This window comes from Pseudomonas sp. NPDC086112, from assembly GCF_044746425.1.
Classification (GTDB): Bacteria; Pseudomonadota; Gammaproteobacteria; order Pseudomonadales; family Pseudomonadaceae; genus Aquipseudomonas.
The window spans coordinates 46,931-59,260 of record NZ_JBIVCD010000033.1 but is presented as its reverse complement, the minus strand read 5'-3'; the positions used below and the strand labels follow the sequence as shown (position 1 = coordinate 59,260).

At 59.8% G+C, this 12,330-nt stretch carries 11 protein-coding genes and 1 pseudogene (1 of these 12 running past the window's edge); 9 read left to right on the top strand and 3 right to left on the bottom strand.

Features of this window, described 5'->3' with window-relative positions:
- A pseudogene (rpmB, locus tag ACIPLA_RS20880) lies at positions 1–167 on the top strand (50S ribosomal protein L28) (it extends 52 nt beyond the left edge of the window).
- Between the two features lie 11 nt (positions 168–178).
- Positions 179–334 carry a 50S ribosomal protein L33 gene (gene rpmG, locus ACIPLA_RS20875; protein WP_007894709.1) on the top strand — a complete coding sequence of 52 codons (156 nt, stop codon included), beginning with the start codon at positions 179–181 and terminating at the stop codon, positions 332–334.
- Positions 335–525: 191 nt separating this feature from the next.
- On the opposite strand, the gene ACIPLA_RS20870 is transcribed toward rpmG, so the two are convergent.
- A complete protein-coding gene (locus ACIPLA_RS20870) occupies positions 526–888 on the bottom strand; it encodes a cupin domain-containing protein (RefSeq protein ID WP_218395456.1) in 363 nt (120 codons plus the stop codon).
- 227 nt (positions 889–1,115) lie between these two features.
- Between ACIPLA_RS20870 and ACIPLA_RS20865 the strand changes: the two genes are divergently transcribed.
- Both ACIPLA_RS20865 and ACIPLA_RS20860 read left to right on the top strand, forming a co-directional pair.
- Entirely contained in the window at positions 1,116–2,609 is a 1,494-nt protein-coding gene (locus ACIPLA_RS20865; protein WP_123499459.1) for an aldehyde dehydrogenase, read from the top strand.
- A gap of 189 nt (positions 2,610–2,798) precedes the next feature.
- Positions 2,799–3,944 carry an MFS transporter gene (locus ACIPLA_RS20860; RefSeq protein WP_401175574.1) on the top strand — a complete coding sequence of 382 codons (1,146 nt, stop codon included), beginning with the start codon at positions 2,799–2,801 and terminating at the stop codon, positions 3,942–3,944.
- A gap of 166 nt (positions 3,945–4,110) precedes the next feature.
- Here the strand turns inward: ACIPLA_RS20860 and ACIPLA_RS20855 are convergent, their stop codons facing one another.
- Complete coding sequence (locus ACIPLA_RS20855; RefSeq protein ID WP_218395452.1) at positions 4,111–5,688, bottom strand: phospholipase D family protein; 1,578 nt, start codon at positions 5,686–5,688, stop codon at positions 4,111–4,113.
- Between the two features lie 277 nt (positions 5,689–5,965).
- Between ACIPLA_RS20855 and ACIPLA_RS20850 the strand changes: the two genes are divergently transcribed.
- The 4 genes from ACIPLA_RS20850 (at position 5,966) to ACIPLA_RS20835 (ending at position 10,417) form a co-directional block, all read left to right on the top strand.
- Positions 5,966–6,616 carry a DUF1120 domain-containing protein gene (locus ACIPLA_RS20850; protein WP_218395450.1) on the top strand — a complete coding sequence of 217 codons (651 nt, stop codon included), beginning with the start codon at positions 5,966–5,968 and terminating at the stop codon, positions 6,614–6,616.
- A gap of 116 nt (positions 6,617–6,732) precedes the next feature.
- Entirely contained in the window at positions 6,733–7,437 is a 705-nt protein-coding gene (locus ACIPLA_RS20845; RefSeq protein ID WP_218395448.1) for a fimbria/pilus chaperone family protein, read from the top strand.
- Positions 7,437–9,878: a fimbria/pilus outer membrane usher protein gene (locus ACIPLA_RS20840; protein ID WP_401175569.1), complete on the top strand. Its 2,442-nt coding sequence runs from the start codon at positions 7,437–7,439 to the stop codon at positions 9,876–9,878. The genes ACIPLA_RS20845 and ACIPLA_RS20840 overlap by 1 nt, the downstream gene beginning before the upstream one ends.
- 14 nt (positions 9,879–9,892) lie before the next feature.
- Positions 9,893–10,417 (top strand): hypothetical protein, encoded by a 525-nt coding sequence (locus ACIPLA_RS20835; protein WP_401175566.1) that lies wholly within the window; start codon positions 9,893–9,895, stop codon positions 10,415–10,417.
- 4 nt (positions 10,418–10,421) lie between these two features.
- Here the strand turns inward: ACIPLA_RS20835 and ACIPLA_RS20830 are convergent, their stop codons facing one another.
- Complete coding sequence (locus ACIPLA_RS20830) at positions 10,422–11,840, bottom strand: PLP-dependent aminotransferase family protein (RefSeq protein WP_218395442.1); 1,419 nt, start codon at positions 11,838–11,840, stop codon at positions 10,422–10,424.
- Between the two features lie 179 nt (positions 11,841–12,019).
- On the opposite strand from ACIPLA_RS20830, the gene ACIPLA_RS20825 reads away from it, so the two are divergent.
- On the top strand, positions 12,020–12,265 hold the full coding sequence (locus ACIPLA_RS20825; protein WP_218395440.1) for a DUF1127 domain-containing protein: 246 nt from the start codon (positions 12,020–12,022) through the stop codon (positions 12,263–12,265).
- Positions 12,266–12,330 lie beyond the last annotated feature (65 nt).

Sequence of the window (12,330 nt, the reverse complement as noted above, 5' to 3'; positions counted from 1 at the left end):
ACAAAACCCGTCGTCGTTTCCTGCCGAACCTGCAGCATCACCGCTTCTGGGTTGAAGAAGAGAAACGTTTCGTGCGTCTGCGCGTATCTGCCAAAGGCATGCGTATCATCGACAAGCGTGGCATCACTGTCGTGCTGGCCGAAATCCGCAAAGCCGGCAAGATCTAAGGGAGCTAATCATGCGTGAATTGATTCGTTTGATTTCGAGCGCCGGTACTGGTCACTTCTACACTACCGACAAGAACAAGCGCACTACTCCGGACAAAATCGAGATCAAGAAATTTGATCCGGTTGTTCGTAAGCACGTGATCTACAAAGAAGGCAAAATCAAGTAATTGATTTTTCCCTCTTACGAAAAAGGCCCGTATCGCGAGATACGGGCCTTTTTTGTTGCCTGTCTATTTTGTATTGCCTGGACCGGCCCCTTCGCGAGCAAGCCCGCTCCCACATTGGATTTGTGAACGACGCAGATCCAATGTGGGAGCGGGCTTGCTCGCGAAGGGGTCGGCCGGGGCAGCACAACTCCTCAAGCCTTCTGTTCAAACACCACGTAGATCTTGCGGCAAGGCTCCAGCACTTCCCAAGTCCCACGAAAACCCGCCGGAATCACGAAGCGATCGCCCACGCGCAGGGTCTTGGCGTTACCCTCGCCGTCGCGCAGCACTGAAACCCCCTGAACGATTTCGCAGTATTCGTGCTCGGTGTAGTTCACTAGCCACTGGCCGACTTCGCCTTCCCAAACACCTGCACTCATCTGGCCGCACGGGCTGTTGTAGTGGTTGTACACCGCTTGCTCGGGGTCGCCCTTGAGGACTTTTGCAGGGTCGGGCCGATAACGATCGGGCTGGGTGTTGGCCTGGCTGAAATCGACGATATCCTGAATGCTCATGCTGGTATTCCCCCGTGATTGCGCTGGAAAATTGAAAGTCTATGTTTATTAAAATGAACATCACAAGGCCGTTTGCCAGCCTTGTGTCAAATATATTGAAACTTCACCGGCCGCTGGTTTAGGGTAACGGTTGCCTTGAGCCGAAAAGCAGGCTGGCCAGGCAGAATTCCTGACAGCGCCCGCAAAGAACACGGGGCACTCGTATTCAATAAGAGGAGGACACTCGAATGACCACCCTGACTCGTGCCGACTGGGAACAACGGGCTCGCGATCTGAAGGTCGAAGGCCGCGCCTACATCAATGGCGAATACACCGATGCCGTCTCTGGTGAGACCTTCGAGTGCATCAGCCCCGTCGATGGCCGTCTGCTGGGCAAGATTGCCAGCTGTGACGCCGCCGACGCCCAGCGTGCCGTGGACAACGCCCGCGCCACTTTCAATTCCGGCAGCTGGTCGCGCCTGGCGCCGACCAAACGCAAAGCCACCATGATTCGTTTTGCCGGCCTGCTCAAACAGCACGCCGAAGAGCTGGCCCTGCTCGAAACCCTGGACATGGGCAAGCCAATCAGCGATTCCCTGTACATCGACGTTCCTGGCGCGGCGCAAGCCTTGAGCTGGAGCGGTGAAGCCATCGACAAGATCTACGACGAAGTCGCTGCCACCCCGCACGATCAGCTGGGTCTGGTGACTCGCGAGCCGGTCGGCGTGGTCGGCGCAATCGTGCCGTGGAACTTCCCGTTGATGATGGCCTGCTGGAAGCTCGGCCCGGCGCTGTCCACCGGTAACTCGGTAATCCTCAAGCCTTCCGAAAAATCGCCGCTGACAGCGATCCGCATTGCGGCGCTGGCGGTTGAGGCCGGTATTCCGAAAGGTGTGCTGAACGTGTTGCCGGGTTACGGTCACACTGTCGGCAAGGCCCTGGCCCTGCACAACGACGTCGACACGTTGGTGTTCACCGGTTCGACCAAGATCGCCAAGCAACTGCTGATCTACTCCGGCGAATCGAACATGAAGCGCGTCTGGCTGGAAGCTGGCGGCAAGAGCCCGAACATCGTGTTCGCCGATGCGCCGGACCTGCAAGCCGCCGCCGAAGCCGCTGCCGGTGCCATCGCCTTCAACCAGGGCGAAGTCTGCACCGCCGGTTCGCGCCTGCTGGTCGAGCGTTCGATCAAGGACAAATTCCTGCCGCTGGTGATCGAGGCCTTGAAAACCTGGAAGCCGGGCAACCCGCTGGACCCGGCAACCAATGTCGGTGCGCTGGTGGACACCCAGCAGATGAACACTGTGTTGTCCTATATCGAGTCCGGTCACACCGACGGCGCCAAACTGGTGGCGGGCGGCAAGCGTATTCTTCAGGAAACCGGTGGCACTTACGTTGAGCCGACGATTTTCGATGGCGTGAGCAACGCGATGAAAATTGCTCAGGAAGAAATCTTCGGTCCGGTGTTGTCGGTCATCACCTTCGACAGCGCTGAAGAAGCCATCCAGATCGCCAACGATACGCCTTACGGTCTGGCCGCTGCAGTCTGGACTGCCGACATCTCCAAGGCTCACCTGACCGCCAAGGCTTTGCGTGCCGGTAGCGTGTGGGTCAATCAGTACGACGGCGGCGACATGACCGCGCCGTTCGGTGGCTTCAAACAGTCCGGCAACGGTCGCGACAAGTCACTGCACGCGTTCGACAAATACACCGAGCTGAAGGCGACCTGGATCAAATTGTAAGTCAGTAAAGGAGCCCGAATGTAAATCGGGCTCCTGAACGACGCAGATCCCCTGTGGGAGCGGGCTTGCTCGCGAAGGCGGTGTAACAGCCAACATCAATGTTGGATGTGATGGCCTCTTCGCGAGCAAGCCCGCTCCCACAGTGCTTTGCGTGGTGCCTGAAAATAACAATTCACAGGAGCGTGGAACATGCGTTGGGCGACGTATTTCGCCGTTTTGGCATCTGTCTTGAGTGTCGGCCTGGCCCTGGGTGTCAGCATGCCGTTGGTGTCGTTGCGTCTGGAAGGCTGGGGTTACGGCTCGTTCGCGATCGGCGTGATGGCGGCGATGCCGGCCATTGGTGTACTGCTGGGGGCGAAGATCTCCAGCCACCTCGCGGCCCGTCTTGGCACGGCCAATCTGATGCGCCTGTGCCTGTGGGCCGGGGCGGTATCCATCGGTTTGCTGGCAGTATGGCCGAGCTACCCGATCTGGCTGGTGCTGCGGTTGATGATCGGGGTGATCCTGACCCTCGTCTTTATCCTCGGTGAAAGCTGGATCAACCAACTGGTGGTCGAGCAATGGCGCGGTCGACTGGTGGCGCTGTACGGCAGCAGTTACGCGTTGAGTCAGCTGGCCGGGCCGTTACTGTTGGGGGCGTTGGGCACCGAGCATGATTATGGTTTCTGGGTCGGCGTCGGTTTGCTGATGACGTCACCGTTCCTGCTGTTGGGCCGCGGCGGCGCACCCACCAGCGAAGCTTGCAGCGTAACCCTCGGTGACTTGTTGACCTTCTGCCGCGGCTTGCCGGCGATTGCCTGGGCGGTGTCGCTGTTCGCGGCGTTCGAAGCGATGATCCTGACCTTGCTGCCGGTCTATTGCCTGCGTCAGGGCTTCACCACGGAAATCGCCTTGGCGATGGTCAGCACAGTGGTGGTGGGTGATGCCTTGCTGCAATTGCCGATTGGCGCGCTGGCCGATCGCTTGTCGCGACGTACATTGTTTACCGGTTGCGCGATGCTCTTGCTGCTGTCGAGCCTGGCGATTCCGTTGCTGATCGACACGCTGTTGATCTGGCCGCTGTGGGTGTTGTTTGGCGCCAGTGCCGGCGGTTTGTTCACCTTATCGCTGATCTTGATTGGCGAGCGTTATCGCGACGATGCCTTGGTGCGCGCCAATGCCCATATCGCACAGTTATGGGGAATTGGTTGCCTGGTCGGGCCTTTGGCAGCCGGTGCCGGGAGCCAGTGGATCAGCGGGCATGCCTTGCCGTTGTTAATGGCGGCGGGCGCGTTGGGGCTGGTGATTCTGGTATCGCGGCAAGGGGCGTTTGGTACGGTTGCCGAACCAGCCTGAGCGCTGCACAACCCTGTGGCGAGGGGGCTTGCTCCCGTCGGGTCGCGCAGCGGCCCTAAATCATGCGCCACCGCTTATTCAGATAGAACACGGATGCCGATTTGCGACTGCTGCGCAGCCGAACGGGAGCTAGCTCCCTCGCCACAATTCATCACCAGCCTCCTGACTACAACATCCGCTCCAGGCCGACCATGCTGCTGAGCCATGAATTGAAGTGTCGCCACCAACCTCCCGGTTCTTTGGTCAATGTGTGCTGCTTGCCGTCATCTTCGGTGACCCAGACGATCTGACCCTTTTCCAGCCGGGCCTGATAGCTGAGGGCTGGCGCCATACCCTCCAGTGCCAGTTCGCGCACCCGCCCGGCGAGCTGCGGGTTGTCCACCAGTACCCCGACTTCGGTGTTCCACAGTACCGAGCGCGGGTCGAAATTGAACGAGCCGATAAAGGCTTTCTGTCGGTCGAAAATCATCGCCTTGCTGTGCAGGCTGGAGTCGGAACCACGGTAGGAGCTGCTGCCGCCGTGAAACAGGTTCGATCCGCTACCGCCGTTGTCTCCATTGTCACCGGGCTGACGGCGTAATTCGAACAGCTGCACCCCATGCTCCAGCAAGGCTTTGCGATAAGGCGCGTAACCACCGTGCGTGGCCGGTACGTCGGTGGCTTCCAGTGAGTTGGTCAGCACACTGACCGATACGCCGGCATCGGCGCGACCGGTCAGGTAAACCAGCCCCGGTTGGCCGGGTACGAGGTAGGCCGAGACCATGATCAGCTCTTTGCTGACCCCATTGAGCTCGGGCGCCAACTGGGTGGTCAGCAACAAGTGCGGATCCGGCTCGCCCTTGGACAATACCTTGCTCGGTGCGTCCCACAATGCCTGGTTCCAGGCCCAGATCAGCTCCCGGCGCCAGACATCCAGGCGCGGGTGAGTGGTGTAGGCCATTAACTGCTGATAAAGCGCGTGGTTCTGTTTGCGCGTTTCCTCCAGGGATTCGTCCAGCCGGGTCCGGGTGTTTTTCAAGTCCCTGGCTGTCGGCTTGGTCGAGAGAAACTGCTCGATCGGCTTGCTCAGGGCGCTGTTCCAGTACTGGTCGAAGCTGTGCCCCAGTTGCTCTGCAACCGGGCCGACACCAAGCATGTCGATGTCGGTGAAATTCAGGTTGGGCTCGGCATCGAAATACTCGTCCCCCAGGTTGCGCCCGCCAACGATCGCCGCGCTGTTGTCCGCCACCCACAGTTTGTTATGCATGCGCCGGTGTTGCTGCGACAGGTTGAAGAACCGGCCCATCGTTCGCGTAACGACGGTGCTGCGGCCCAGGTGCAGCGGGTTGAACACGCGGATCTGAATCTTCGGATGGGCGGCGAGGGTCGCGATGATCCGGTCCAGGCCATCGCTGGTGGTGTCGTCGAGCAGAATCCGCACCCGCACGCCGCGGTCGGCGGCCTTGAGCAGCTCGCTCACCAGTATTCGTGTGCTGATGCCGTCATGGACGATGTAGTACTGCAGATCGAGGCTGCTTTGAGCGTTGCGAATCAGCTCGGCGCGGGCGGTGAAGGCCTCGGCGCTATCGGAGAGCAAGCGAAAGCCCGATTGGCCCTCATGGGGGGCAGCCTGTGCCTGGATCGACCGCCCGAACGCCGAGTTCGCCGCCGGTAGGGCCTGACTCGATTCGCGGACGACATCAAGGCTGGTGCAACTGCCGAGCAACAAGGCGAGCAACAAAGCGAAGGGCCGGATGAGTATCAAGGCAGGATTTCTCGCGTCGGGGTCACGGAAGTATGGCACGGCATTGGGATCACACACGTTTGAAGGGTGGCATGACTGTGATTGATCGGATCCATCGGTGAGAACCGAAAAGAGCCACAGGTGCTGTCGCCGATGCCTGTTGATATGGCGACTTTTCCTACATAAAAAACCTACAAGAAACGGAATGATCGCCGGGTATTCGACGTGTCGGAAGAAAGCGTGATTTCCCGCTGCATTCGACGCGTTGGTACTTTCATCCATTCACAGGTAAGTGTTTATGAAGAAGCTTTTTTTGATGGCCGCTTTAACAGCAGCCATCGCTCCATTAGCCGTTCAAGCGGCAAGTGTCGACCTGAACATCAGCGGTACGGTCATTCCGACTTCCTGCATTCCTGCTTTCGCCGGTGGCAGTAACATCGATCTGGGGCGGATCCATTCCTCGACGTTGAGCGCGACAACACAAAACGATCTCCCGCCGCGAGACATTACTTTGAAGATCGCATGCGACGCACCCGCAGCGGTGGAGATTGCAGTCACGGACAATCGTGGTGGTACCAAAGTGCCGGGCCTCATGTTCAATGGCCGCTTCGGTGATCACCTTTACTATGGCCTCGGCAGCACGAATGGTGTCGGCATCGGCGGCTTCGGCCTGCTGACCGGCCAGCCCCTGACCGATGGCAACCCGCAGACTTTCCTGGTGCGCTCTCCGGCCAATCCGGTATGGCGAGTTCCGGTCGGCGGCCTGATGTCCAACGCCCCAGTTTCCTATTCCTGGGGGCCTGGTGCAGCAGCCGGCCCGGCCGCCGCGCGTCTGCATGTCTTTCCTATGAAAGTGGCTGCGGCTATTCGCCCGACCTCCGAACTGCCCGCGACCACCGACGAGTTTCCCCTCGACGGCTCGGTGACGTTCGACGTGTTCTACCTCTGAGCCGACGCGGCATAACGGGCTGACGGTCATACCGCTATTGGCCGTTTCCTGGCGTGTCATCGGGCATCGACAGGCATTGCGTTCGCCATGCTGGTCGATGCCCTCTGGAGAATTTCATGTGTCCCCCTAAATCTTTACAGGCGCTCGGTGCCATTGCGGCCCTGTGCCTGTCATTTTTCAGTGCGCTGGCGATGGCGGCTGGCATGGTGCCGCAAACCCCTGTCGTAATAGTCGATGAGGCATTGGGCGAAGCGACCCTCAATGTCAAAAACTCCGACGAACAACCGGCATTGCTCCACAGCACGATCGAACACATCGCAGAGGATGACGAACCGCTGTTGCTGCTGACTCCGCCCGTGGCCCGGGTTGAGCCCGGGCAGAGCCAGCAGGTCAGGTTCATCTTGCGCAGCACCAAACCTCTGGAAACCGAACGCCTGAAACGGGTGGTGTTCGAGGGGATAAAGCCTCGTCAAGGCGCAGACGGTGCTCGGCTCAGCCTGGGCGTGCGGCAGAACATTCCAGTGATCCTGCGCCCGGCCAACTTGGCAGTGGACCGCACGCCCTGGAAACATCTGCTCTGGAGCGTTGTTGGCGACCGGGTGCAGGTGAGCAACCCCGGCCCCTATGTAGTGCGGCTCGCCAAATCGGTGAGCTTGATCCCCAGCGGCGTGATGCTCGATCTCGGGCGCACCTACATTCTGCCCGGCGAAGTACTGACGCTCACCGCCGTGTCGACGTTGGGCACCCATGTGCGGATTTTTCCCGCGACGACTTATGGATTCGCGGTCGACAGCCATGATGCGCCGTTGAGCAGCCGATAGTGAGTCGCCGCAAGCCTTGGTATGGCGGCTCACGTTGCTGGGTCGGCAGTCTGGTTCTGGTGATTGATATGACCGGAAAAGCCTGGGGCGAAACGCCGATCGAATTCGATCGCTCGGTGCTTGAGGCCCGGGGAATCGACCCGAAAGTCGCCGAGCATTTTCGCGATTTACCCCGTTTTCAGGCCGGCCGTACGCGAGTCCTCTTGCAGGTCAATGGCTCGCCCATCGGGCAGGTGCTGGCCACCTTCGATGACGAAGGCCAATTATGCCTTGATGCGAACCTGCTCGATTATGCCGGTATTGCTGCGCCGCCAGGTTTGCCCGACAGTGCTGACGACAAAGCGTGTTTACGGGCAACCGAGGGGATAGCCGCTGCGCAAGTGCGACTCTCTCCAGGCCAGCAACAAGTGGCGCTTTTGGTTCCCACTGATCTGTTGCTCGCGCAGCCTCGGCTGCAGCGAAACTGGGCGTCAGGCGGTGTGGCGGGGGTGTTGAACTATGACGCGCTAGTGGTTTCCAGCTCAGGCGCGGACGCCTCCAGGCAGTATCGCAACCTGGGAACGGAACTGGGATTCAATGCCGGAGACTGGGTCGTGCGCAGTCGCCAGAATTACACCGCCTTCGAGGGGGTGGCGCGGTTCGAGACGTTGTACACCCAGGCATCGCGAACCTGGGAGCGTTATCAGGCCAATGTACAACTTGGCCAGCTCAATATGCGGTCGTCGCTGTTTGCCGGTGAGCCCTTTACCGGCATTCAGGTTCTGCCGGAAACAGCGTTCGCCTTGCGCAGTCAGGAAGGCCTTGGCGTCGGAACGGCGGTTGAAGGGATAGCTTACTCACCGTCACGGATAGAAGTGCGCCAAAGCGGTGTCGTGATTTACACCACCCTGGTTCCCGCTGGACCATTCACCTTGCGTGATCTACCTGTACTCAGCCTTCAACTGGACCTTGAAGTCACAGTCATCGAAGAAAGCGGCGAACAGCGCCACTTCCGGGTGCCGGCAGCCAATGTGCGTCCGCTGAGTGGGTTGACCCCACCGGGCTTCGCCATCGCGGCGGGCCAGGTACGGCGGTTCACCCATGACGAACGTGAGACACCCTCGTTTTTTGCCGCCAGCAAGGATTGGCAGTGGGGCTCGGACTCGTTATTCACCGCCGGTTGGATGGGGAGCAGCGCCTATCAGTCATTGGGCTGGGGGGGGCAACATGCCTTGACGCGCGACTCGATGGTGAGCCTTCAGCACTTGAGTTCGCGTACAGCGTCAGCGGGGCAGGGCCAAATCCTGCAGGCGACTTTCAGCACCTCGTTGGGCCCCGGCTTGTCCGCCAGCTTGACCGCAGCTCAGCGCAATAACGGGTTTCGAACCTTGGCGGACATCGGGTCGGAATCTCTGACCGATGACCCTTATGGCCGGGCAGAACGTCAATGGGGTGCTTCAGTTAATTATTCAGATCGGCATTGGGGCGCGTTCAGCGGTTCGATGACCCGCTATGCCATGGCCGGTAGCCCGGATCGATCGCGGATCAGTGCTTCATGGTCTCGGGAATTCGGTGCTGCCAATCTGTCGCTGAATGTGCAACGCGAAAGTGGTGACGATGATCGCGGTACGGGCGTTTACGCCACCCTTGGCTTTCCCCTCGGGCGAAACCGTAGTCTGAGGGTATACGGTCGTCAGGATCGCCAGCAGGGGATGCGCACCGGCGCACGTTACAACGAGCAAGTCAGCGAGACCTCGAGCTACAGCATCAATGCCGAGCGGGCCGATACCGGCCAGACAAATCTCGACGGGCGCATCAGTCTGCTGCCTCGTTACACCAGTGTCGACCTCGGCTATTCGCGCAGCAGTGTCGGCACCCGCAGTTATGATTTCGCGTTGCGCGGCGGTGTGGCTGTTCACGAAAGTGGACTCACGCCATCACCTTATGCGCTGCGCGATACTTTTGGTCTGCTGAAGATTGGCTCCGATGCCGGGATAAAAATCAGCACGCCTCAGGGACCGGTCTGGACCGATGGCACTGGCAGGGCGGTAGCGGCCAGCCTGCCGGCGTACCAGAGCAGTCGTCTGGAAATAGACACCGTCAGCCTGCCGCGTAATGTCGAAGTGCTCAATGGTTTTCAGGAAATCGAAACCGGACGCGGCGCGGTACCTCGACTCGACTTCAAGCTGAGCAGCGCCCGCCGGCTGATGCTGCATGTGCGGACCGATGCCGGGCAGTGGGTCCCCAAAGGAGGGGCGGTGTACGACAGCGAGGGTGTGTACCTGACCAGTGTGGTTGAGACCGGTCTGGTGTACATCGCCGATGCTCCCGAGTGGCTTGGGCTGCAATTGACGTTGCCCGACGATCGTCGCTGCCTGCTTGAGTTCGACACCCGCCAACTCCCGGAAACCACCGCGCCTTACCAGGCTGCCGAAGTGACTTGTCGGGCGGGTGATAGTTGATCCAGAGGACGTTCATGAAAGATTTTGTCAGGCTGTGGTTGCTGGCATTGTGGCCGGTCGCGCTACCGAGTTATGCGCAGGCGGATTGCACGATGCAGCTCAATCCCATGGTGCTGGATTATGGTTCGCATACCCGTGATGGCTTACAGGCGTCGAATACGGGGTCGGCTCTGAGTTTCGGCATTCGGCGGATATATCTGAACGTGCAATGCAGCGAGCCGCAACCGATGACGCTGCGGTTCGAGGCGCCGGCTGTCGACGCGCAGCACTATCGGTTCGGGCCGGGCATTATGCAGCTGCGTCTGGTTGCTGCACGACTCGATGGCCAGGCAGTCAACTGGCTAAGAGAATCCGATGGCGCGCACAACGTAGCGCTGCTGCGGCCAGGCGATCGCATCCGACCCAGGCTCGACGGTCAGCCTCTGGCTGGCCAGCATTGGCGCCTGGAACTGGATATCGAAACCCTCGTCCCCCCACAAGCGACACGCGTTCGCGACATAACCCCGTTCCAGGCATGGGGGCGATTTCAGCTGGACTGATCGTTCAGCCTTCAGCCAGCAATTTGATAGCTGTCGCACCGACCTTGCGCACCGCTTCTTCGATCTGCGGGGTTGGTTTGGCAGCGTAGTTCATCCGCAGGCAATTACGGTATTTGCCCGAGGCGGAAAAGATACTGCCAACTGCAATCTGTACGCCTTGATCATGCAGCGCCCGATTGAGTTTCAGGGTATCGAAGCCCTCCGGCAGTTCGACCCACAGCATGAAGCTGCCTTGCGGACGGCTGGCCCGGGTACCGGCGGGGAAGTAGCGGGTCACCCAGTCGATCATCGCGTCGCGATTGCGCTGGTATTGCGTGCGCATCTTCCGCAAATGCGGTTCGAAGTGCCCGGCCTTGAGGAATTCGGCAATCGCAATTTGCGGTTGTGGCGCGGTGGAGCCGGTGCTGATGTACTTCATGTGCAGCACCCGTTCCAGATAACGGCCCGGTGCGACCCAACCAATGCGCAGGCCTGGTGCCAGGGTCTTGGAAAAAGAACTGCAGAGCAGGACGCGGCCATCTTCGTCGAAGGATTTGATTGTGCGCGGGCGCGGGTAGGTGTAGGCCAGTTCGCCATACACATCGTCTTCGATAATCGCCACGTCGAAACGCTGTGCGAGCGTCAACAGCGCACGTTTGCGCGCCTCCGGCATGATGTAGCCCAATGGGTTGTTGCAGTTGGGGGTCAACTGTATGGCTTTGATCGGCCATTGCTCCAACGCCAGTTCCAACGCATCGAGGCTGATGCCGGTGAGCGGGTCGGTGGGGATTTCCAGGGCTTTCATGCCCAGGCCCTTAAGCGTCTGCATGGCGCCGTGAAAGCTCGGCGAATCCACCGCCACGATGTCACCCGGCTCGCAGATGGCGCGGATGCTGGTGGACAGTGCTTCGTGGCAACCGGTAGTGATCACCAGATCGTTGGCGCCCAACTGGCAACCGGAGTCGAGCATCAGGCGAGCGATCTGCTCGCGCAATTCAAGGGTGCCATAGATGTTGTCGTAATACAGGCCGGGCATGTCCTGCCGACGGCTGATTCGCGCCAGGTTGCGCAGCAGCGGTTTCATGGTCGGCGTGGTGATGTCCGGCATGCCGCGACCCAGCTGCACGACGTCCTTGCGCGGTACGGCGCGGATCAGTTCCAGCACTTGATCCCATTGCGAAATATCCACCGGCCGTTGGGCCGGCCGGCCAACCGCTGGCAGCTCCGGCAGTTCGCGACTCACCGGTACGAAGTAACCGGACTTGGGTTTGGGCATCGCCAGACCCACGTCTTCCAGCACTCGATAGGCCTGCTGCACCGTGCTCAGGCTGACCCCGTGTTCGACACTCAGCGCTCGTACCGAGGGCAACCGGTCGCCGGGGCGATAGAAGCCTTGTTCGATACGCGTGCCGAGCAACTCGGCGAGATTGACGTAGAGGGTCATGGCGCAGTCTCGGTGTGAGTGATTCGGTTAACCAGTACAGATGAGGCAAAAATATGTGATTCAGAGGCAGAAACAGAAAATCTGTATGGAGTTAATACACCATCGTTGAATCTGTAATGCTTTTCGCCGTCCGCGCATCATGAAAGCTCTGGCTACCCAAGTAAACAGGAGCAATGAAAATGAACGGCTTGAGCGATGTGCGGCTGACGTTACACAGTCAGGAACTGGCGGCAGGGCAAAAAAACGGCGCACGCGAGGCGGTGATGCGCAACGCGCCGTCCGGCCTGGGTCGCTGGGGTCTGTTCTGGCATCGTCTGCACACGCGCAAGGCGTTGCTGACGTTGACACCGGAGCAGCTCAACGATGTCGGGTTGAGTCGTGAGCAGGCGCGGGAGGAGGGGCTTAAGCCTTTTTGGCGGATCTGAATATTGCGGCGGTCTATAGATCCATTCGCGGGCAAGCCTCGCTCCTACACGGATTCGCGTCGATT